This is a genomic window from Enterobacter sp. NFIX59 (assembly GCF_900113755.1).
In the GTDB taxonomy this organism is placed as follows: domain Bacteria; phylum Pseudomonadota; class Gammaproteobacteria; order Enterobacterales; family Enterobacteriaceae; genus Enterobacter; species Enterobacter pseudoroggenkampii.
Genome location: NZ_FOQN01000001.1, coordinates 390,937 through 411,678, shown reverse-complemented (window position 1 = coordinate 411,678; position 20,742 = coordinate 390,937). Strand labels below are relative to the sequence as shown.

Below are 20,742 nucleotides of genomic sequence, written 5' to 3'. Positions count from 1 at the left end.
CAACGCCGCGGGGAGCGCTCCTCGCGGCCTTTTGGCGTTTCTTTTACACGAATTGCGTTAACCCGGAGATTATGAAGACACATCCACAGTACGAACCCTGGCTGCAGGGCATGCTTATCATCGCGAAACATTATCGGCTGGATTTCTCAGCGGAGCATGTTCGGGTCACGATTAACCATGAAAGCCAGTCTCCGCGCCAGCTGGTGCTGGAGGAGATGGCGCGCCAGCTTGGGCTGGGGATGCGTATGGTGGCGGCTGAAGCGGTATCCCTCGATCCGTGGCGCCTGCCGCTGCTGGCGGAATTCACCGGCGGACAAATCGCGGTGATCAACCGCATGGACAGCGAAGGCAACGTCAGCCTGCAGTTCAGCGGCGACGCGGGGCTGGAGACGACGCTGACGCGTGACGAGCTCGGGGAGCGGCTAAAGGGGCTGATGGTGTTGCGCCCGCTCGAATCCACGCCGGATGCCCGCGTGGACGACTACATCAAACCGTATGAGAAAAACTGGTTCTGGCAGCTGGCGCTGAAGGACTGGCGACGCTACAGCGACATTATGCTGGTGGCGCTGGTCGCCAACGTGCTGGCGCTTTCCGGCATGGTCTTCTCCATGCAGGTATACGACAGAGTGGTCCCGTCGCAGTCGGAAGCCACGCTGTGGGTGCTGTTTGGCGGCGTGATGATTGCCATCGTGTTCGAATTCATCATGCGCATGCTGCGCGTGCATATTTCTGACGTGGTGGGCAAACGCGCCGATCTGCGTATCTCTGAACGCGTGTTTGCCCACGCGCTGCGGATTAAAAACGGCGCGCGATCAAAATCAACCGGATCGTTTATCGCCCAGATCCGCGAGCTGGAGTCGGTGCGGGAGCTCATCACCTCCACCACGATTGCGGCTATCTCCGATCTGCCGTTCTTCCTGCTGTTCGTCTTTATTCTGTGGATGATTGGCGGCCCGCTGGTGCTGGTGGTTCTGCTCGCGGTTCCGCTGCTGCTTATTCCGGGCCTGCTGGTGCAGCGCCCGCTGGGGAAACTCTCCAGCGAAGGGATGCGTGAATCCGCCATCCGTAACGCCACGCTGGTGGAAGCGGTGCAGGGCATTGAAGACATCAAGCTGATGCGCGCCGAGCAGCGTTTCCAGAACCAGTGGAATAACACCAACGACGTCGCCGCCAGCGTCGGCATGAAGCAGCGCTGGCTGACGGGCCTGCTGCTCACCTGGACCCAGGAGGTGCAGTCTATCGTCTATGCGGTGGTACTGCTGGTGGGCTGTTACCTGGTCATCAGCGGTGACATGACCACCGGTGCGCTGGTGGGTACCTCGATTCTGGCGTCACGGACCATTGCGCCGCTGTCGCAGATCTCAGGCGTGCTCTCGCGCTGGCAGTCGGCAAAAGTGGCCCGCAAGGGGCTGGACGATCTGATGCAGCGGCCGATTGACGATCCGCAGCACGGCAAAAAGGTGCACAAGGCCCACCTGCGCGGCGACTACGCGCTTGAGGACGTCGGGTTTTATTACGACGAGGAAGAGAAACTTACCGTACTTAACATCAGCAAGCTGCAGATCCGCGCCGGAGAGCGCGTGGCGGTGCTCGGACGTAATGGCTCCGGTAAAAGCACGCTGTTACAGCTTCTGGCGGGCATGCAGGAGCCGCAGCAGGGCAGCATTCTGCTGGATGATATTGCCCTCAATCACCTCGACCCGGCCGACGTGCGTCGCGACATGCAGCTGCTGAGCCAGCAGGCCCGTCTGTTCTTTGGCTCCGTGCGGGACAACATCCTGATGGGGAACCCGCTGGCGACCGATGACGAAATTCATCAGGCGCTGGTTAACAGCGGCGCGCTGGAGTTTGTGCGCAAACAGAAAATGGGGCTGAACTATATCATCAACGAGGGCGGGGCTGGCCTCTCCGGCGGACAGCGTCAGGCGCTGCTGCTGGCGCGTGCCCTGATCACCTCGCCGACTATCCTGCTGCTGGACGAGCCAACGGCCTGGCTGGACGAAATGAGCGAGAAGCAGTTTATTCAGCATCTTCACACATGGCTGGGTAAACGCCGGACGCTGGTGGTGGCGACGCATCGCCTGCCGATCCTGGACCTGGTCGACCGCATCATCGTGCTGGAAAACGGCAAGGTGGTGATGGACGGCCCGCGCGACGCCATCCTGCACCAGCACGGAATGGCGCCGCAAAAGACAGCGCAGCGCACCGTGACCATGAAGCCGGCGGCGGTTGCCGAGGAGGGCGCGGCATGAATGATTTCTCCCGTTTCAATAGCCGACTGAAGGAGCCACGCCTGCCGCGCTCTACCCTGGTGGCATGGTCCCTGTTCGCCCTGCTGGCGGCGTTTATCGCCTGGGCGAGCCTGTTCCATCTTGATGAGGTGACGACCGGCAGCGGCAAGGTGATACCGTCTTCGCATGAGCAGGTCATCCAGTCCCTGGAAGGCGGCATTATCCACAGCCTGATGGTGCGCGAAGGCGACATTGTGGAACGCGGCCAGCAGCTTGCGCAGCTAGACCGGACAAAAACCGAGTCGAGCGTGCTGGAGAGTGAGTCTCGTCTGAATGCGGCGATGGCCACGGCTGCGCGCCTGAAGGCCGAGGTGAACGACACGGAACTGGCGTTTCCGGGTGAGCTGGATGACGACGTTGAACTGGTCAAGCAGGAAACGGCACTCTACCAGTCCCGTCGTGAAAGCCTCGAAAAAGGGCTGGCCGGGTTGCGTCAGGGTGCCGAGCTGGTGCAGCGCGAGCTGTCGTTAACCCGGCCGCTGGTGACCCAGGGGGCGGCCAGCAAGGTTGAGGTGTTGCGTCTTGAGCGTCAAAAGAATGAGCTTGAGAATAAAATCACCGAGATGAAAAACCAGTATTACGTTCGCGCCCGTGAAGAGCTGGCGAAAGCCAACGCGGAGATTGAAGCCCAGCGTTCGGTGATGAAAGGGCGTGAGGACTCCCTGACCCGGCTGACCTTCAATGCGCCGGTTCGTGGGATCGTGAAGGACATTGACGTCACGACCGTGGGAGGCGTTATCCCGCCGAACGGCAAGCTGATGAGCCTGGTCCCGCTTGACGATCAGATGGTGGTCGAAGCGAAAATATCGCCGCGCGATGTGGCGTTTATCCATCCCGGTCAGAAGGCGCTGGTGAAAGTGACGGCCTATGACTACTCCATTTACGGTGGGCTGGAAGGGGAAGTGACCATGATTTCCCCGGACACCCTGCAGGATGAGGTGAAAAGAGATGTCTACTATTATCGCGTCTATATTCGTACCGACAGTAACCATCTGACCAATAAGCAAGGGCAGGAATTTCCGGTCTTTCCGGGCATGATTGCTACCGTTGATATTAAAACCGGCAGCAAAACCATTCTGGATTATCTGTTGAAACCGCTGAACAAGGCAAAAGAGGCGCTGCGGGAACGATAGGTGAAGGGCGTTCGGGAGACCGAACGCCTGGAGGATTATACGGTTGACGTCACGTTGTGAGCGTGGCGTCGCTCTTTGGGTACTACGTTGATGTAATGCGTAACATAGGCAAAATATAACCCGGCATAATTTTCGACGAGTTCGATAAACGCCGGGTATATCGATAGCCGACCATCGCCCCGATCTTTCAGGTAGCCTGCCTCCTGAGCCGATTTGATAATCCGGTTGACGTGGATACGCGAAACGAAAAATTCTTTTGCGAGCGCGCTGGCTGAATAGTCGATGATGGCACCATGGGCAGATTTATTTTTCATAGCCTGCAGGTAAAGATAAAGCATAATCATACGTCCGCCATCTTTATCGATAAATAATCCCACTTCAGGCAACACCTTCCTGAACGTTAATCCCCGAAAAAGATATTCTGCCGCGCGGCGGAAGAAGTTATTTCTCAAAATATCATTGTCCAGCAGGTTCACATTAATATTGAATGTCGGGTAAAGAATACTGACGGGCAAAAAAGCGCCGGACATATAGCGCTTAAGTTCATTCAGGCCTTTTTCAGTTGGCGCGATTCTCGTTTTGCGTCGGTCTTCCGTGCAGCGCCAGGTCCTGATGCGCCCGGTGGTTCTCAGTATCGTAATGATCGCAATAACGCTGTTGGGACTGGCAATCTTATAGCGAGAACATAAATCTTTAATCTCTGAAACTGACTCCGCCTGATTTCCAAAAATAAAACAACACATAGAGAGGATAATGTTAAATCGTGATTCCTGCAGCATTGTCTTGTAGAAAAGAGGTTGTTTTTTATAGATGGTGTCATTAATTGTGTAGTGCTCTAATATTGCCTCACCGAATCGTGGATTGTTCTTTATAACATCCCTTCGATGTAGCAAGGCCCTGGATGAGATGTGATTATCCATAGCATTTTTCTCGTATTTTAATGAGCCGATAGATGAAGTGTTCAGTCTTCTTTTTCGGAATTCTCATTATACCCTGAGAATGAGATATTTGCCGTTGTTATTTGCAAAGAAAAGTATATTTGCGAACTGGTGATTAACGCAAAGATGTTCCAGTGAATCAGGCTGATAACTGTATCTTACCCTGAGGCTCCAGGATAAAATTACTGTTCTCAACGTGTGCAATAAATTTAATTTATTCACAAATGGAAACGGCGCTTTTGGTGCCCAGGAGCAGGTTATGATCCACAAAGTTTCTCTCAGAAATGGGGCGTGCGATGAACATAAATTTGTCGTTTCAGCCTGCGCGTTCACATTCCAGGGATATCGCGAGATCCTTAGCAGGTACGGAGTACAGGCCACGCATATTCACTTTGAGGGGGATGAGGTCTCTCAACAGGAACTGCAAAATATCCTTATAAATCAGAATACTCATATTGTAGCTTTTCTCGGCAAAGGTATTGTCGATCTTCTGGAGAGCCTGAAGCGACTGGCATCCGTTCTCAATGCACTCCCCGTTATTCGACGCGTCACCCTGTATGGTGACATACCGGATGGCTGGTTGTATCGCACCCTTAGCAGTCTTTTAAATAACCGCTATCAATTGTCATTAATTCGTATAGCCCATGTTTCAGATGTAATAACCTGTTTTCACACCCACCATAACGGGTTTAAGGACCGCTCACGTTTATTACGCGAACGCAGTACGGATATTTCTCCGCATGAAAATATTAAATGGCTTACAAAAAGAGAGATTGATGTATTGTTAAATTTCTACCGCGGCATGTCCGTAAAAGAAATGTGCGATAGAATGGGGCTCTCTAATAAAACGGTTTACACCCACCGCAAGGAAGGTGTGCTGAAATTAAGGTTAATTAAGCAATGGCTACACGATCCGCACAATTTAAAAGCGGAGGGAAGTATTAAACGGCGAAGTAAAAAAACGGAATTTACGGATAAGGAAGCAGAAATCTTCAATGCGTTGCATAACAAAGAGATATTTCCTGCCTATCAGATCATTACCGATCGTGATAAAAAAGGTGTAGGGTTTGAGATACTCATTCGCTGGAATAAGAATGGTAAGATTGTCAAACCAACCGGTTTTCTTACGGATATTTCCAGTTATGAGATATGGCTAAAAATAACGGCGCTAGTCATTCATGCCGCCGTATCAGGAATTAATAAGTATAACGGGAAATACTATTTTTCAGTGAATATCCCGCCTCGTCTGGCTTCCGGCAATGCCTTGCCAGATATGGCGAGAAAAGCCATCGGCATGCTGCTCAAACCGCAGTGGGCCGAAAAGCTGGTCTTTGAATTTGCAGAAGATATTGACGTGACGAAGGACAAAAGGATCCCTGAAACCATGCGGCATTTACGCAATACGGGGTGTCGATTGTTTCTGGATGACTGTTTCTCTAACCACCAAACCATGTTCCCGGTGCGCCAGGTCCATTTTGACGGACTCAAACTGGATCGGGACATCGTCGAGCATTTTGTGGCAAACGACAATGACTATAACTTGATTAAAGCGATACAGATATATAGCGACATGACCGGGGCAGACTGCATTGCAGAGGGGGTTGATAGTGAAGAGAAATTCGAGAAATTAGTCGCGCTGGGCGTCAAAAACTTTCAGGGGTATTATTTATCGCGTGCTGTGAAAGAGGAAGAGTTAGACCGCATGGTCAGGTTGTTCAGTTAACAAAAAATAAAGCCCCGAAGGGCCTTTTATTATTTTCGACCCAGCAACAGGCCGAGAACAATACCGACCGCACCCGCTGCGACGAGGCCGGTGAGGGGATTATTTCTGACCGCTTCAGTAACATCGGAAACAGCATCGCTGGCCTGCGCGGCATATTTTTTTGCCGCACCTTTTACCTGATGCTTTGGTGAATCAACGAACTCACCAAACTGCTGCTGCGCCGAACCTGCAAGTTCATCAAGTTTATTTTTTGCCTTGTCTTCAGCAAACTGGGTGTTTTTATCAGTACCGATATCAGACATTTTTGCCTCCTTTTGTTGATAATTAAAGGATAGCCGTTCTTTGCGGATGTGAGAGACGAAAGGTTAATTTCAGCACCCGACAGGGTGGTTTTCGGATATATCTCTGTGCGGGGGGACTCCCACAGAGAGTGGGGGTTGGCGCGTCATTCCGGGCTGTCCGGCTCCCAGGAGAGGATATCGCCCGGTTGACACTGCAGTGCCTCGCATATTTTCGCCAGCGTATCAAAACGTATCCCTTTCACCTTGCCGGACTTGAGCAGCGACAGGTTTTGCTCAGTGATCCCCACAAAGGCTGCCAGTGCTCTGGACGTCATTTTCTTCTCTACCAGCATTTTGTCCAGATGAACCACGACAGCCATAATTAGATGAACTCCTTATTTTCTTCTTCCGCTTTGATCCCTTCGACCAGGGAGTGAAAGGTTACCAGCAGCAAACCGCCTGTTAATAGCAGAACAAAATCCCCAAGCAAAAGGGTGACCTGGTAGTAATGTCCCGGCCACGCGATCGTCAGCGGGATCAAAAAGCGACAGACCGGCAGTGCGATCCCAAGGCTTAACATCGCGATGGCAATCTTGCGAACGCTGTTTGCCAGAGCCCGAGAGAGGATCTGTTTTTGACGAACCTGACGCGTGACGCTCATTCCCTGCCAGACAGCAAAGGCAAACAGCCCCGCCGGAAGATAAAGGATCGCCAGCAGGAGTATCTGGCGCAGCGACGAAACCGTTGCAACAGCCAGATCGTCTTTCTGAACCTCGGCGAGCTTTAGCAGAGTGGAAATAAAAAACGACTCGCCGGTGAAATAAATCCACAAAGGGGTGATTAATGCCAGGATGAGAAATAGCGGCAGCACCCCTGCGATGAACACCAGACTGAGTTTACCCCTCGCACCATTCACATCGAACCTTCCTGAGTGTTTCATATTATTTTAAGACCAGCACGCACAAGCATGACATAAGCATTAGCGCGATGGCAATCTTACCGCCGTTCAGCCAGTTAGCGGCGCGTTTCATCCAGGGTTTTGGCCACACATGATAGACGCAAAAGGCGAGATAAGACGCCTGAATCACCCAGGTGAGCATTCTGAACAGGTAGCCTGAACTGCTCAGATGGGTGATGGTCTGCATCATTTCCATGCAATAAAGAATGAGCCCAACGGTCAGCATTGTGTTCATCAGCCGAAGTTTATACTGCGCGGCCCACGTTCCGCACCCAAACAGCAGGGCCGAGACGAAGGTCAGTATCGCCCAGAGAATATCAATCCAGTTCATGATGCGCCTCTGCTGTATGAGATGGCGGGGTTAATAGCAGCCGCATGGCCGGGACAACCACCGGCCACGCGGTGTCGGAGAGGATCACCACGGCGCTTTTACGCTGTCGGTCGAAGGCGATAGCGGAAGCGAACCCCGACGATTCACCATCATGCCAGGTGATATCGCGCCCCTGAATGCGTGTGGTGAACCAGCCATAGCCCACGCGTGAATCGGGATCGTCAGTTGCAAACTGCGGCGTCATTGCGTCGCGCCATGCGAGCGGTCCTGCCAGCAGCGACTGAGCGTAATGGGCCATGTCGACAATGGTTGAACGCACGCCTCCGGCGGGGGTAAATGCGTGCATTTTCCACGGCGCTTCGCTCAGGCCGGAAGCGGATCGACCCCGGCTGAACGTGGAAGAGGCGGGCGTTGTATCACTGGCGACGACAGAACCTGTCATGTGCGCCTGAGCGAATACGCGCGTTTGCAGGAGGTCAGCAAAAGATTGATGCGATGCACGCGCCAGCGCCAGTCCCAGCAGCGCATAGCCGGTGTTGGAATAGTCAAATCCGGTCGGGCGTTCGACGCTGGCTTTATTCACCATGTCTATTAATGTCTCCTCATCGAAGTCCCAGAAATTGTCTCGCAGGATGATGGACTTAATAACCTGAACTTTCTCGGGTAACGACGTCGCCAGCGGCGGCAGGCCGGAGCGATGCGAAGCCAGCTGCGCCAGGGTAATATCGCTCGCCGGGCCTGCGATCTCCGGAATAAGTTCACCGACGCGGGTTTGCGGAGTCGCCTCGCCGCGTCGCTGCGCCTCAATCAACAGGCTGCTGGTCATGGTTTTGGTCAGGCTGGCGATTTCATACTGTTTTGTAAAATCGCTGTCCCACAGGGCGTACTGCACGCCTTTTGGCGTGATAAGTGCGACGGCAACGCTGCCACGCGCCCCGCTGAGGAGTGGCGTCAGGAACGAGACGATGGTTGCATCACCCGTCTGGCGCGGGGACGGCGTGCTGACGCCCGGCTGCAGGTAGATGCCTGCGGCAATCAGCGACACAAAAACCACCCCTGCGGCTAACACTCGCCTGCGGCTGTATACATACTGTTTATTCATGGTCTGCGCCTCAGAACTCGTACTGGATCATTGATGACAGGGTGTACTGCATGCGGCTGTTAACCAGCGGGCTTTTACCCGCTTCATCAAGCAGGCAGGCTGCGCGACCGGTCACCCCAGCCGCCAGATTTTCACTGATGTGCCAGACCAGTTCGCTATCGACTCCAGCTTCCTGTAAACCCGAAGATGGGGAATACGCCTCAAACCCGGTGCGCTGAGACTGGTTCGCGGTGACGCCATAATGGCGCTGCTGATAGCCGCTGTTCGCCCAGGTGATGTCACCTGCGACCGAAAATTCGACGTCCTGCCCGCGCCAGAGGGTGGACTTTACGCCGCTGTTCACGGTCCTCGCCAGCTGCTGCGTCTCGCCACCGTACCGGTGTTTTTGCGTTGCACTTAACGCGCGCAGCCATATCGTCCAGTCCTCGCGTTGATAACGCATTTCCGCGCCCGCCATCAGCATGTCGGCCATATCACCCATTCCCTGGAGATCACGGTTTTTTCGAGCGGAGAAGGGATAGTTAACCGTCTCTTTTCGCCCCTCATCAGAGGCCAGCAGCAGGCTCACGGCAAACGGGGCGTCGGGGTGATATGTCCATGCCAGCCCCTCCGTGGAGAGATCCCATTGCCCCCAGTCTTTACTCTTCAGACTCAGGCCGCCCTTCAGTAGCGGTCCGGGTGCGTAATGCCGCGATCCCGAATAAACGGGACTGACTGCGACGCCCAGACCCGCGTAGCCGGACAGCTCCGCACCGTGTAAGGGGGCGCAAAGCGCGATCCCCGCGAGCAAAACGCCATACAGCAGACTTCTTTTCATTCGATGCCTCTCCAGGCAAAAGGTAAGTTGAAGTGCGTGCAGGCTAGTCTGGTGTTTATCGTAAAACAATAAACATTTATTGTTTTACACTAAAATTGGTAGGGCGCTAAAGCCCTCACAATAAAAAGAGATGCTGCCGGGGAGGAAAGTACGATATCGTAACTCTATGAATGAATGAGGAGTTCGCAGGAACGCCGTCGCAACAGGACGATAAATGATTGATGACATCCGTTATCTGATAGTGTTTGCAAAGATTGCTGAAGCTGGATCCATTTCAGGTGGGGCAGAAGCGTTAGGGCTTACAACCGCAACGGCAAGCACGCATTTATCAAAGCTGGAAAAAAATCTTGGCTGCGCGCTGCTCTACAGAAACACCCGCAAACTTTCTCTGACTCACGATGGCGCAAATTTGCTGGAAACAGCTAAATCGATGCTGGCGCTGTATGAGCAGGGGGTCATTGAATTCAAGCAGCGTTCGATATCAACGGCGAATAAGCTTACTGTTTCACTTCCTGCCGTTTTTTTGAAGAGTGCATTTACCCGGCATCTGGCCGATTTTATAAAACGTCATCCGGGCATTTTACTGAATATCTCTTACAGTGATACGCGCAGAGATATTATTGCTGACGGTATTGATGTTGCATTTCGAATCGGCGAACTTCCGGACAGTTCACTGAAAGCACGCCATCTTTTTGTGCTGCCGCGCCAGGTCGTTGCTTCCCGTGATTTGCTCAGCCATTACCCGACGATTACGCATCCTGATGACCTGGCGCAACTGCCATGGATTGGACTCAATATGCGGCAGAATAGCCGGGAATTTCGCCATAAAAATGGGGAAGTGGCTGTCGTAACGTATACGCCTGAAGTGTATGTAGATAATGTCGAAGCCGCTTATGCGCTTGCCAGGCAACAAATTGGTCTCGCAGCACCTCCCCGTTATTTAAGCGAAGAGGACGTTAAGCGTGGAGACATGCAGGAAATACTCCCTGACTGGTCATTAGAACCGCTGAAAGTCTATGCCGTATGGCCTTCTAATATGTCGACCAGCAGTATTGCCTACAAATTGATTAATGATATTTATAACGCGATTGAGTTTCACTCGTTATAACGAGTTTACAATGCTAAAGAGAGCATGTAACACGCCGTAATAAGCAACAGTCCGCCCATCAACACGTTAAACGTACGGATCTGCTGTGTGCTCCTGAGCAGCACCGACACCTTTGCTCCCATTAATGCCCATGCAGAAAGCGACAGGTAACAGACTAAAAAATAGACCGTTACAAAGACGAATGCTGTCGCAGGGTTTGAGGGTTCGGAAAACATCGCTGCCCCTGAGGCGCACGCGGTCCATGCCTTAGGGTTGATCCATTGCATGACAAAACCCTGAGCAAAACCAGGAGAATCTGTTTTTGTTAATGATATATCGGGCCGGGATGACGCTATCTTATAGCCCAGATACATTATAAATAAAGAACCGACAATATTAAGGTACCGGAAAAACAAAGGGTGTTTTTCGATTGCAGCGTAAAAACCGAAACAAATAAAGATAAGTAATAACGTAAACCCTATTGTTGCACCGGAGACAAATGAGAAGGTCTTTCTAAAACCGTGAGCGGCCCCAGACGATATAATTACCATATTAACGGGGCCAGGAGAAAATGAAAGCGTCAGTGAAAATATAAACATTGTGAAAATGAACAGCATTTTATCTCCGCGTGTTGGCTTATCTGTATTAGAGGTGCTGCGACGATTAAGTCGCGACTTTATTCGTCATGTTTCTGAATACTAGCTGGGAACATACGTCAGAGTAAGTGGTATTTATCTAAAGGTGTGTTTGATTTTTTGCACAGATCGCGCAGTTGCGGGGTAGCGCCTGCCGCAAGCAATCGGCAGGCGCGGGTGACCCATAAGTAACAGATCCTAATATAATTTATGTAATGCGTGCGGTTCCTGTGTCAGGCATATAACAGCGCTTGTGATAAAACGAAAATAAGGTTGTAAACAAGGGATCGTCAATTTAACGGCAGGTAGATATCCGTTTGCAGCGCATGTTCAGGCACCTCGTGAATAAAGTTGAGGTAGTGGAAAAATACCGGGGCATCGCGCAGCGTTTCGCCGCTGGCCGGTAGCCAGTCGCGAAACATCGCCCACACCGTGGCGGAAATGGTATCCAGAGAACCCGTGTGACGGCCGACGGCGTAACGTCCGCCGTCGATTTCACCATTGGAAACCCCAAATTCATTTTCTGGTATCGCTTCAGCGATACTGCCGCAGATATCGAAACGAAAGGCGTCTGCTGGCGTGGTTGCCGGGTCATCCCAGGCAATGCCAAACGTGCTGCTTTCGTGCACTGGCGATAAGCCCGTGGTTTTACGCCAGGCGATAAATTTCGCCGCGCTGTCATTAACCCTATCCGGGCTGCCACGGTGCTGCAGCATTGCCACTCGGGTCTGTGGGAAATCGACAATCTTAACTTCCATCGTTTTTTGCTCCTGAAAGGTCATTTTCGGTACGCGCTGGTGCCAGTTCAGCCAGTCCGGCTGTTGCCGAAACTGACGCGGGGTTTTTCCAAACGCATTTCTGAAGGCGCGACTGAACGATTCAGGGCTCTGGAACCCGGCATCGAGCGCAATATCAATCACCTTATCCTGAGGATTAAACGCCAGCCGCCAGGAAGCATGACGCAGGCGTAGCCACTGGATATAGCGATACAGAGGCTGACCGCTAAATGCCAGAAACTGCCGGTGAAAATGATAAGGCGAACAGCAGGCTAACGCGCTGAGCTTCTCCAGCGTGAGCGGTTCATCGAGATGGCGGGCGATATAGTCGCACACCATCGTGAAGCGCTCGCGGTAAGCCGTTTTGATTGCATCGTTCATTGCATCCTCCTGATGACCCACTTTGCCTCACCGAACGGCCAGAATCCTGACCGATCTTGCTAAATGTATAAGGTAAATACTATATTTCTCCGTTTACATCATATTTGTTATCCATTAAATGCCTCTAATTTGCTTTTGGCGTGATGTGCTTCCACTGCTTTGTGCGCAAGTTGGTTGGCGGTGAAAAAAGGGTTTACCTCTGAGTCCAGTGAGTAACAAATAATAAGAATGCCATCCCTGGGGCAATATGAGGTGGCTAACAACTGTTTCCTGAAGAGAAACACGTCGAGGGGGAATACGAATTCAGTGGGCATTGGAAGGGAAAAACGTTTCGAAAAGGAAGAGAGCAGGTAATTATCCCTGCTCTTTATCATGTTAGCCTAATATATATCTTCTGAAAAGCTCAGCCCGGATCACTCTTGCTTTTCTGTCGTTTGTGCCAGAGTACATAGAGTGATAAAACATACCAAAATCACTAGCTTTATCGTGTTTACTTTTTAAGACAAGTTCATCAAACTCATTTAGCTTTTTCACTATGTCTTTAGGCAAGTCTTTAGCCCAGCATAATTCAACAATCATTGTGAAGAAGCATGATTTTCTAAACCATATAGAATCGTCTGGGAGTTTAAAATTTAGGATGTACGACATGGCTTTTAAAATAAGCGATTTTGTTTTGTAGGCATTAGGATAATCCTCGTTAAATTCCGCTACGCATTTCTCTAATTCATTATCTCGTGGGAAATAACCATCCCTTTCGAGAGTGGACATAACCAATAAGAAAAGATTAACATCTGCCATTCGTGTCATCTCTGATTCGTAATAAACTCCGAATTGTGATAGATCGATTTGTTCAGCTAACTCTTTTGCGGTTCTAATAAAATGTCCGTCATATATTGCATTATGTATCTCTATATCTTCTAATTTAAATTTGGTTAGATTTATTCTACGGAATATCTCTTTAACCAATTCATCTTCAACCTTTCCGATGTCACGTATAACTATTTGATATGAAAGAAAATTCTCTCTTTCCTCTTCATTGAGAGATTCAAATGGTTTTATAATTTTCAATGGTTTAAGAAAATTATTTTCTATATAATTTTTTATTGTTGTTAGTCTCTGCTGTCCATCAATAACCTTTTGTGTTGTTCTTAATTTTTTTGTGTCAGTCTCTCCCTGGCATACATAAATTTCAGGGAATGGATAGCCATTTAAAATAGTATCTAAAAATTGTTCCTGATGATCTTGGGTCCAAACGAATTTCCTTTGGAAATCTGGAGCCAAAATCAATCTACTTGTATCTATTTTTTCATAAATATCTGCCACCGTAGGGTTGGTAACAGATGGTTTAATTTGTTCTGCCATATTAACGTCCTATTTTTTGAATGTTTTTCAGATCTTTAATTCCAGAAAGAGTGTATTGTTCTAAGTGATGATAACTTTTAAAAACACCAGCAGTAACTTGGTAATTGCCAACTTCGGATTTTCCATTTGAAATGCTTCTAAAAAAATCAAACCATTCATCCTTGAATTGTTTCATTTGAAATGAAATTGGTAATTTGTCAGGCCTAATCCATCCCAAAGCAACATATTCAAGAAATTTATGATATTGTTTTATTTCAGTTTCATGAACTGATCCGCGATTTTTTCTGAAGTTCATTTGGAAGATTGAAATATTTAACATTATTTTTTCAAATAAAAGCGGAGACACTAAAGCAACATCGATATCAGAGTCATAGTCAAATTTTTTTTTCTTAAATGGGCTAAACCCTAATTTGGCAGAACCCGTAATATATATTTCGTAGAATGGTATTTCAAAAAAATCGCCAATCTTTTTTCTAAAATCGTAAAAGTCACCATCTCTTGCCGAGAAAATATAAGGGGTCCCGTGCAAAATATTTTTTCGACAAAAATCGGTAATTAACTCTTCAGTTTCTATTCGATATAAATCATGAAAAAACTCTTCTAGTTCCATAGATTACCTTATTTATACCACTTCCATGACTTTGATAACTTCTCAAGTCTAGCACGCGCAGATGAATGAGTGAAGTATCGTTCAGTCTTATTTGCTAAATTAAATGATGCTCAAATTATTTCTATCTGTCCTTGAATAGTTAAGCTCGAAAAAGAATAAACTACATTATGGATATCATAATGAAGAATGTATCGAAGAGCACAAATGCACTACAAAAACTTAAAGATGCTCCACAATTTTAAAAAAAAATGAGCGAAACTAGTAAGAGAGTCAATATGATGGCAGAAAATCCTTTTTATGCTTGATAGTTAATCGAACAATTTCTAGCAATAAATGAATGAGATAACCACATAAACTATCATGTTTACAATGTGTTAATAAAAAACATACAATACCCCCCTATAGTATCAGGAGGGCGTATGCCGCATTCACCCGAAGATAAAAAACGTATTCTTACCCGCGTCCGTCGCATTCGGGGCCAGGTTGATGCCCTTGAACGCGCGCTGGAGTCGGGTGACCCCTGTCTGGCCATCCTGCAGCAAATTGCCGCCGTGCGCGGGGCTGCCAATGGCCTGATGGGCGAAATGGTTGAAATTCACCTCAAAGATGAGCTGGTAGCGGGGGAAACTACGCCGGATCAGCGAGCCGTACGCATGGCGGAAGTCGGCCATTTGCTGCGCTCTTATCTAAAATAAACCCACACACCTGACAAAAAGGGAAGACATGATGAAATCTCGCGCTGCAGTTGCATTTGGTCCCGGCCAGCCGCTCAAAATCGTTGAAATCGACGTGGCACCGCCGAAGAGAGGCGAAGTGCTGATCAAAATCACCCATACCGGCGTGTGCCATACCGATGCGTTTACGCTGTCGGGGGACGATCCTGAAGGTGTCTTCCCGGCGGTACTCGGCCATGAAGGCGGCGGGATTGTGGTGGAAGTGGGTGAGGGTGTGACCAGCCTGAAGCCGGGGGATCACGTGATCCCGCTGTACACGGCGGAATGCGGCGAGTGTAAGTTCTGTAAATCCGGCAAGACCAACCTCTGCCAGGCGGTGCGCGCCACCCAGGGGAAAGGGCTGATGCCGGACGGCACTACCCGTTTCTCTTATAACGGCGAGCCTGTTTATCACTACATGGGCACCAGCACCTTCAGCGAATACACCGTTTGCGCGGAGATCTCGCTGGCGAAGGTAAACCCGCAGGCGCCGCTGGACAAAGTCTGCCTGCTGGGCTGCGGCGTGACCACCGGTATTGGCGCGGTGCATAACACGGCAAAAGTCAAAGAGGGCGATACCGTGGCGGTATTCGGTCTCGGCGGCATTGGTCTGGCGGTGATTCAGGGCGCGGTGCAGGCGAAGGCCGGTCGTATCATCGCGGTCGACACCAACCCGGAGAAATTCAGGCTGGCGGGTGAAATGGGCGCGACCGATTTCGTGAACCCGAAAGATCACGAAAAACCGATTCAGGACGTCATCGTTGAGATGACCGACGGCGGCGTGGACTTCAGCTTCGAGTGTATCGGCAACGTCAACGTGATGCGTTCCGCGCTGGAGTGCTGCCACAAAGGCTGGGGCGAGAGCATCATCATTGGCGTAGCCGGAGCGGGTCAGGAGATTAAAACCCGTCCATTCCAGCTGGTCACCGGGCGCGTATGGCGCGGTTCCGCGTTTGGCGGCGTGAAGGGGCGTACCCAGCTTCCGGGTATGGTTGAAGATGCCATGGTCGGCAAGATTCAGCTCGATCCGTTCATTACCCATCGCTTACCGCTGGAGCAGATCAACGAGGCGTTCGATCTGATGCACGAAGGAAAATCCATCCGTACCGTTATCCATTTCGGCGACAAGTAACTCTTCTGCCAGCGGTTTTTAGCCGCTGGCATTTCTTTAATAATCTTCTCTAAAGTGTGACCAGTGCGGCGTTTTTAGCCGTAATCTTAATCTGTGCCGTGCCGATGACTATTTAACAGGCGTGTTTTTACGCATCTTACCTACAAGAGAGTCGACGGTCATGGACAACACTACTTCGATGCTGGCGCAGCGCAAGCTGAGCTTCTTGCATCACATCAGGCTGGTTCCGCTGTTTTCCTCCATTCTCGGTGGCATTATTCTTCTCTTTGCCTTGAGCTCGGGTCTGGCGGGTTATTTCCTGCTGCAGGCCGATCGCGATCAGCAGGATGTCACATCCGAAATTCAGGTGCGTATGGGGCTGTCGAACAGCTCAAACCATCTGCGAACCGCGCGTATCAACCTGATCCACGCCGGTGCGGCAAGCCGTATCGCGGAGATGGATGCCATGAAGCAGAACATCAGCGAGGCGGAAACGCGCATTAAGCAGTCCCAGGAGAGCTTTACCGCCTATATGAATCGTGCCGTGCGCACCGCTGAGGGTGAAGCGCTGGAAGCGGATCTCAAGGCGCGGTACGACGCCTATATCGCGGGCATGCAGCCGATGGTGAAATTTGCCAAAAACGGCATGTTTGAAGCGATCATCAACCACGAAAACGAAACGGCGCGCCCGCTGGATGACGCTTACAACGCCGTACTGCTGAAGGCGATTAAGATTCGTACCGACCGTGCCAATGCGCTGACGGCGCAGGCGCACAGCCGCACGCAGCTGGGCCTGATGTTTATGGTAGGCGCGTTTGCGCTGGCGCTGGTGCTGACGGCGATGACCTTTGTCGTGCTGCGCCGTACGGTAATCAATCCGCTGCAGCGCGCAGCGAAACGTATCGAGAATATCGCCAAAGGCGACCTGACGATGCCGGACGACGTGGCGGGGCGCAGCGAAATTGGACGCCTGACGCGCGATCTGCAAACCATGCAGCACTCGCTTGAAAATACCGTGGGCACCGTACGTCAGGGGGCGGAGGAGATCTACCGCGGCACCAGCGAGATTTCAGCCGGTAACACCGATCTCTCTTCGCGCACTGAGCAGCAGGCTGCGGCTATTGAGCAGACCGCCGCGAGCATGGAACAGCTGACCGCGACGGTGAAGCAGAACGCCGATAACGCCCATCATGCCAGCAAGCTGGCGGAAGATGCCTCCGGTAAAGCCAGCCGCGGCGGCCAGATGGTCTCCGGCGTGGTCAAAACCATGGGCAATATCTCCAGCAGCTCGAAGAAGATCTCTGAGATTACCGCAGTGATTAACAGCATTGCGTTCCAGACCAATATCCTGGCGCTTAACGCGGCGGTAGAAGCGGCACGTGCGGGTGAACAGGGGCGCGGATTTGCCGTGGTGGCAAGTGAAGTGCGCACTCTGGCAAGCCGCAGTGCGAATGCCGCAAAAGAGATCGAAAGCCTGATTAACGAATCGGTATCGCTGATCGACCAGGGCTCCGGCGAGGTTGTTGCCGCCGGTAACACCATGAATGAAATCGTCGAAGCGGTGAAACGCGTCACCGACATCATGCTTGAAATCGCCGCGGCGTCCGATGAGCAGAGCCGCGGTATCGTCCAGGTGAGCCAGGCGATTTCGGAGATGGATAAAGTGACCCAGCAGAACGCCTCGCTGGTGGAAGAAGCCTCCGCTGCGGCGGCGTCTCTGGAAGAACAGGGCGCGCGTCTGACCGAGGCGGTCGGTGCGTTTAGGTTGAACGGTGCAAAGTCGGGACGCGCGGTCATCTCTGCACCAGTGGCGAAGAACGCACCGCTGCGCCCGGCGGCGGCAGTTTCCGGGGATAACTGGGAGACGTTCTGAGTGGCGTGTTGTGTCGGGTGGCGGCTTCGCCTTACCCGACCTACAAAATCTGACCTACAAAAAAGGGACCTTTCGGTCCCTTTTTCACATCTTATTTCTTATCGGGTAACGCGTACGCGATAACGTAATCACCGCGATCCGGAGACTGGCGGGCGCCACCGGCGTTAATGATGATGTACTGCTTACCGGTTTTCGGCGACACGTAGGTCATCGGGCCGGACTGGCTACCGACAGGCAGACGGTCTTTCCAGATCTCTTTCCCGGTGGCGGTATCAAACGCGCGCAGGTAGAAATCCTGGGTACCGGCGAAGAACAGCAGGCCGGACTGGGTAGAGAGCGACGCGCCCAGGGTCGGCATACCGATTGGGATCGGCATGTGCATGCGAATGCCCAGCGGGCCGGTATCTTCCACCGTGCCGACAGGGACCTGCCACACCAGCTTGCCGGTTTTCAGGTCAACGGCTGACATGGTGCCAAACGGCGGCTTCTGGCATGGAATGCCCAGCGGTGACAGGAAGCGTTCACGCATCGCGCCGAACGGCGTGCCGTCCATTGGGACAATCCCCATCTCGATGCCGCTGGCGTTTTTCGCGACGTTCGCGCGCGGTACCATATAGTTTGCCAGGCCCAGGCGCATATCGTTGACGAACATCAGGCTGTTGTTCGGATCAACGGAGACGCTGCCCCAGTTCATCCCACCGAGTGAGCCAGGGAACTGCAGGGAACGATCGAGACCAGGCGGGGTAAAGACGCCCTGATGACGCATCTCTTTAAACTGAATGCGGCACAGCAGCAGGTCAACAGGCGTCGCGCCCCACATGTCGGATTCGGTCAGCGTCTGGTTGCCAATCATCGGCATGCCAACGGAATACGGCTGGGTTGGGGAGTAGCGTTCACCTTCAACGTTACCCGCCGGAACGGGGCGTTCCTCTACCTTCGCCACCGGCTTGCCGGTTTCGCGGTTAAGCATGAAGATCATGCCCTGCTTGCTGGTCTGCACCAGCACAGGCGTGGTGCCGCCTTTACCGTCTGGCAGATCGTACAGCAGCGGCTGGGAAGGCAGGTCGAAATCCCACAGATCGTGGTGGGTGGTCTGGAAATGCCAGCGCACCTGGCCGGTAGTCGCGTCGACGGCGACGATGGAGGAGCTGTACTTATCGTCCAGCGCGGTACGCTCGCCCGCCCAGAAGTCTGGCGTGGCGTTGCCGGTTGGCAGGTAGATCAGGTTCAGTTTGGCGTCGTAAGACATCGCAGACCAGACGTTCGGCGTACCGCGGGTGTAGGTCTGGCCTTCCGGCGGCAGGCCGGTCAGGTTCGGATTACCCGGATCCCACGCCCAGGCCAGTTTACCGGTGTGAACGTCGTAGGCGCGCACCACGCCCGGCGGTTCGCCGGTAGAGTAGTTATCCGCGACGCGACCGCCAACGACGACAACGTTCCCGGCAACCAGCGGCGTGGAGGTTTGCTGATAATATCCGGGCTTGATCTCGCCCATGCCGACGCTCAGATCCACGATGCCATGGTCGCCAAAGTCGTCGCAGACCTTGCCGTTATCCGCGTTGATGGCAATCAGACGGGCATCGGTGGTGGGCAGGAACAGGCGGCGAGGGCATGCCGCTGGTGATGTCCCGGTTTGTGACGCCGTCACGTTTGCATGATCTTCAAAGTAGCCCAAACCGCGGCAGCGCTGCCAGTTCGGTGCGGTGGCTTTGGAATCATAACGCCATTTTTCTTTACCGGAATCCACGTCCAGCGCCAGCACTTTGCTGTATGGGGTACAGACATACAGCGTGTCGCCAATCTGCAGAGGCGTGTTCTGATCTTCCGCGCCCGAGCCGTTGCTCTGCGGAATATCGCCGGTGTGCGCAACCCACGCGACCTTCAGCGAGCTGACGTTTTGCTTGTTAATCTGGTCCAGCGCGGCGAAACGGTCGCCGTGGGTTGTGTTGCCCCAGTGCTCCCAGTTCTTTTGCTGCTCGCCGGGTGCGACGGATTTCACCGGCACGGGTTCGTTCGCTGCCACGAGGGTTTGCGGCTTAAACATCCAGCCCAGGCTAACCAGCATGGCCAGCGCGAGCACGGCCGCGACGCCAAAAGCGGGCGCCTTGTTCGCGGCGCTGCGGTTCGCAGCACGCAGGAAAGGCCAGACGATGGCGCAGAGGAAGGCCAGAACGGCAAAGGTAAACAGGCGAGAGAACAGCGGCCAGAAATCCCAACCCGCATCGCTTACCGCCCAGAACAGCGAGGCAATAAATGCGATGCCGTAAAGCAGGATCCCGCTGGTGCGGTTGAGGAAAATCAGGATCGCGGCAATCACCATCACCACGCCCATGATCAGGAAGTATCCACTTCCGCCTACGGTGGCGAGCTTAAAGCCCAACCCGCCGACCGCCAGACCGATGAGCATCATCAGTCCGGCAAGAAGCCACTGCAGAATACGAGGTATCCCGCGCGGCGCGCTGCCAAATGCCATGTCTTTCTCCTTTCTATCCCCCGCAGCGTCGGGCATGTACCAGTTGGGTAATAATTGCGGGAGGAATAATGATTAATACGAGTGAATTCGGTTTTATAAAATGATTTGCGAACCATTTGGTGAATTCACCGTTATGATAAAACTGTT

At 52.2% G+C, this 20,742-nt stretch carries 19 protein-coding genes; 7 read left to right on the top strand and 12 right to left on the bottom strand.

Going from position 1 to position 20,742, the window contains the following annotated elements; all coding sequences use genetic code 11:
• The first annotated feature begins 71 nt into the window (after positions 1–71).
• The gene (locus BM007_RS01970; RefSeq protein WP_090417042.1) at positions 72–2,252 is read left to right on the top strand and encodes a type I secretion system permease/ATPase; all 2,181 of its coding nucleotides are present in this window, start codon (positions 72–74) and stop codon (positions 2,250–2,252) included.
• A complete protein-coding gene (locus BM007_RS01965; protein WP_024908389.1) occupies positions 2,249–3,424 on the top strand; it encodes an HlyD family type I secretion periplasmic adaptor subunit in 1,176 nt (391 codons plus the stop codon). Before BM007_RS01970 ends, BM007_RS01965 begins: the two co-directional genes overlap by 4 nt.
• 35 nt (positions 3,425–3,459) lie before the next feature.
• Here the strand turns inward: BM007_RS01965 and BM007_RS01960 are convergent, their stop codons facing one another.
• Complete coding sequence (locus BM007_RS01960; RefSeq protein WP_090417040.1) at positions 3,460–4,344, bottom strand: helix-turn-helix domain-containing protein; 885 nt, start codon at positions 4,342–4,344, stop codon at positions 3,460–3,462.
• A 277-nt stretch (positions 4,345–4,621) separates the two neighbouring features.
• Here BM007_RS01960 and BM007_RS01955 point away from each other — a divergent pair, with 277 nt between their 5' ends.
• Positions 4,622–6,085 carry an EAL domain-containing protein gene (locus tag BM007_RS01955; RefSeq protein WP_090417038.1) on the top strand — a complete coding sequence of 488 codons (1,464 nt, stop codon included), beginning with the start codon at positions 4,622–4,624 and terminating at the stop codon, positions 6,083–6,085.
• Positions 6,086–6,114: 29 nt separating this feature from the next.
• Here the strand turns inward: BM007_RS01955 and BM007_RS01950 are convergent, their stop codons facing one another.
• The 6 genes from BM007_RS01950 to BM007_RS01925 all read right to left on the bottom strand — a co-directional run bounded on the left by BM007_RS01950 (position 6,115) and on the right by BM007_RS01925 (position 9,574).
• Positions 6,115–6,387 carry an ElaB/YgaM/YqjD family protein gene (locus BM007_RS01950; protein ID WP_024908392.1) on the bottom strand — a complete coding sequence of 91 codons (273 nt, stop codon included), beginning with the start codon at positions 6,385–6,387 and terminating at the stop codon, positions 6,115–6,117.
• A 143-nt stretch (positions 6,388–6,530) separates the two neighbouring features.
• Positions 6,531–6,746, bottom strand: coding sequence for a helix-turn-helix domain-containing protein (locus BM007_RS01945; RefSeq protein WP_024908393.1), 216 nt, complete (start codon positions 6,744–6,746; stop codon positions 6,531–6,533).
• Positions 6,747–6,748: 2 nt separating this feature from the next.
• The gene (locus BM007_RS01940) at positions 6,749–7,306 is read right to left on the bottom strand and encodes a DUF2975 domain-containing protein (RefSeq protein WP_032645327.1); all 558 of its coding nucleotides are present in this window, start codon (positions 7,304–7,306) and stop codon (positions 6,749–6,751) included.
• A gap of 1 nt (position 7,307) precedes the next feature.
• Positions 7,308–7,655: a hypothetical protein gene (locus BM007_RS01935; protein WP_090417036.1), complete on the bottom strand. Its 348-nt coding sequence runs from the start codon at positions 7,653–7,655 to the stop codon at positions 7,308–7,310.
• A complete protein-coding gene (locus tag BM007_RS01930) occupies positions 7,642–8,757 on the bottom strand; it encodes a serine hydrolase domain-containing protein (RefSeq protein ID WP_090417034.1) in 1,116 nt (371 codons plus the stop codon). Before BM007_RS01930 ends, BM007_RS01935 begins: the two co-directional genes overlap by 14 nt.
• Positions 8,758–8,767: 10 nt before the next feature.
• Positions 8,768–9,574, bottom strand: a complete 807-nt coding sequence (locus BM007_RS01925; protein WP_090417032.1) for a MipA/OmpV family protein — start codon at positions 9,572–9,574, stop codon at positions 8,768–8,770.
• 214 nt (positions 9,575–9,788) lie between these two features.
• Here BM007_RS01925 and BM007_RS01920 point away from each other — a divergent pair, with 214 nt between their 5' ends.
• On the top strand, positions 9,789–10,682 hold the full coding sequence (locus BM007_RS01920; protein WP_090417030.1) for a LysR family transcriptional regulator: 894 nt from the start codon (positions 9,789–9,791) through the stop codon (positions 10,680–10,682).
• Positions 10,683–10,687: 5 nt separating this feature from the next.
• Here the strand turns inward: BM007_RS01920 and BM007_RS01915 are convergent, their stop codons facing one another.
• From BM007_RS01915 to BM007_RS01895, 4 genes are all read right to left on the bottom strand, one after another.
• On the bottom strand, positions 10,688–11,278 hold the full coding sequence (locus BM007_RS01915) for a LysE family translocator (protein ID WP_090417028.1): 591 nt from the start codon (positions 11,276–11,278) through the stop codon (positions 10,688–10,690).
• A 308-nt stretch (positions 11,279–11,586) separates the two neighbouring features.
• The gene (locus BM007_RS01910; protein ID WP_090417026.1) at positions 11,587–12,453 is read right to left on the bottom strand and encodes an AraC family transcriptional regulator; all 867 of its coding nucleotides are present in this window, start codon (positions 12,451–12,453) and stop codon (positions 11,587–11,589) included.
• A 375-nt stretch (positions 12,454–12,828) separates the two neighbouring features.
• The gene (locus BM007_RS01900) at positions 12,829–13,815 is read right to left on the bottom strand and encodes a DUF262 domain-containing protein (RefSeq protein ID WP_090417023.1); all 987 of its coding nucleotides are present in this window, start codon (positions 13,813–13,815) and stop codon (positions 12,829–12,831) included.
• Position 13,816: 1 nt separating this feature from the next.
• Positions 13,817–14,425, bottom strand: a complete 609-nt coding sequence (locus tag BM007_RS01895; RefSeq protein ID WP_090417022.1) for a hypothetical protein — start codon at positions 14,423–14,425, stop codon at positions 13,817–13,819.
• A gap of 419 nt (positions 14,426–14,844) precedes the next feature.
• Here BM007_RS01895 and BM007_RS01890 point away from each other — a divergent pair, with 419 nt between their 5' ends.
• The 3 genes from BM007_RS01890 (at position 14,845) to BM007_RS01880 (ending at position 18,122) form a co-directional block, all read left to right on the top strand.
• Positions 14,845–15,120 carry a metal/formaldehyde-sensitive transcriptional repressor gene (locus BM007_RS01890; protein WP_021242544.1) on the top strand — a complete coding sequence of 92 codons (276 nt, stop codon included), beginning with the start codon at positions 14,845–14,847 and terminating at the stop codon, positions 15,118–15,120.
• Positions 15,121–15,151: 31 nt separating this feature from the next.
• Positions 15,152–16,270, top strand: coding sequence for an S-(hydroxymethyl)glutathione dehydrogenase/class III alcohol dehydrogenase (locus tag BM007_RS01885; RefSeq protein WP_090417020.1), 1,119 nt, complete (start codon positions 15,152–15,154; stop codon positions 16,268–16,270).
• Positions 16,271–16,430: 160 nt separating this feature from the next.
• A complete protein-coding gene (locus BM007_RS01880) occupies positions 16,431–18,122 on the top strand; it encodes a methyl-accepting chemotaxis protein (protein WP_090417018.1) in 1,692 nt (563 codons plus the stop codon).
• Positions 18,123–18,213: 91 nt separating this feature from the next.
• On the opposite strand, the gene BM007_RS01875 is transcribed toward BM007_RS01880, so the two are convergent.
• Positions 18,214–20,595: a glucose/quinate/shikimate family membrane-bound PQQ-dependent dehydrogenase gene (locus BM007_RS01875; RefSeq protein WP_090417016.1), complete on the bottom strand. Its 2,382-nt coding sequence runs from the start codon at positions 20,593–20,595 to the stop codon at positions 18,214–18,216.
• Between the last annotated feature and the right edge of the window lie 147 nt (positions 20,596–20,742).

Coding starts and splice junctions, on each gene's coding strand:
- BM007_RS01890 (WP_021242544.1), top strand. CDS start 14,845: ATGCCGCATTCACCCGAAGATAAAAAACGTATTCTTACCCGCGTCCGT.
- BM007_RS01950 (WP_024908392.1), bottom strand. CDS start 6,387: ATGTCTGATATCGGTACTGATAAAAACACCCAGTTTGCTGAAGACAAG.
- BM007_RS01885 (WP_090417020.1), top strand. CDS start 15,152: ATGAAATCTCGCGCTGCAGTTGCATTTGGTCCCGGCCAGCCGCTCAAA.
- BM007_RS01970 (WP_090417042.1), top strand. CDS start 72: ATGAAGACACATCCACAGTACGAACCCTGGCTGCAGGGCATGCTTATC.
- BM007_RS01955 (WP_090417038.1), top strand. CDS start 4,622: ATGATCCACAAAGTTTCTCTCAGAAATGGGGCGTGCGATGAACATAAA.
- BM007_RS01895 (WP_090417022.1), bottom strand. CDS start 14,425: ATGGAACTAGAAGAGTTTTTTCATGATTTATATCGAATAGAAACTGAA.
- BM007_RS01960 (WP_090417040.1), bottom strand. CDS start 4,344: ATGGATAATCACATCTCATCCAGGGCCTTGCTACATCGAAGGGATGTT.
- BM007_RS01880 (WP_090417018.1), top strand. CDS start 16,431: ATGGACAACACTACTTCGATGCTGGCGCAGCGCAAGCTGAGCTTCTTG.
- BM007_RS01925 (WP_090417032.1), bottom strand. CDS start 9,574: ATGAAAAGAAGTCTGCTGTATGGCGTTTTGCTCGCGGGGATCGCGCTT.
- BM007_RS01965 (WP_024908389.1), top strand. CDS start 2,249: ATGAATGATTTCTCCCGTTTCAATAGCCGACTGAAGGAGCCACGCCTG.
- BM007_RS01900 (WP_090417023.1), bottom strand. CDS start 13,815: ATGGCAGAACAAATTAAACCATCTGTTACCAACCCTACGGTGGCAGAT.
- BM007_RS01945 (WP_024908393.1), bottom strand. CDS start 6,746: ATGGCTGTCGTGGTTCATCTGGACAAAATGCTGGTAGAGAAGAAAATG.
- BM007_RS01935 (WP_090417036.1), bottom strand. CDS start 7,655: ATGAACTGGATTGATATTCTCTGGGCGATACTGACCTTCGTCTCGGCC.
- BM007_RS01930 (WP_090417034.1), bottom strand. CDS start 8,757: ATGAATAAACAGTATGTATACAGCCGCAGGCGAGTGTTAGCCGCAGGG.
- BM007_RS01910 (WP_090417026.1), bottom strand. CDS start 12,453: ATGAACGATGCAATCAAAACGGCTTACCGCGAGCGCTTCACGATGGTG.
- BM007_RS01920 (WP_090417030.1), top strand. CDS start 9,789: ATGATTGATGACATCCGTTATCTGATAGTGTTTGCAAAGATTGCTGAA.
- BM007_RS01875 (WP_090417016.1), bottom strand. CDS start 20,595: ATGGCATTTGGCAGCGCGCCGCGCGGGATACCTCGTATTCTGCAGTGG.
- BM007_RS01915 (WP_090417028.1), bottom strand. CDS start 11,278: ATGCTGTTCATTTTCACAATGTTTATATTTTCACTGACGCTTTCATTT.
- BM007_RS01940 (WP_032645327.1), bottom strand. CDS start 7,306: ATGAAACACTCAGGAAGGTTCGATGTGAATGGTGCGAGGGGTAAACTC.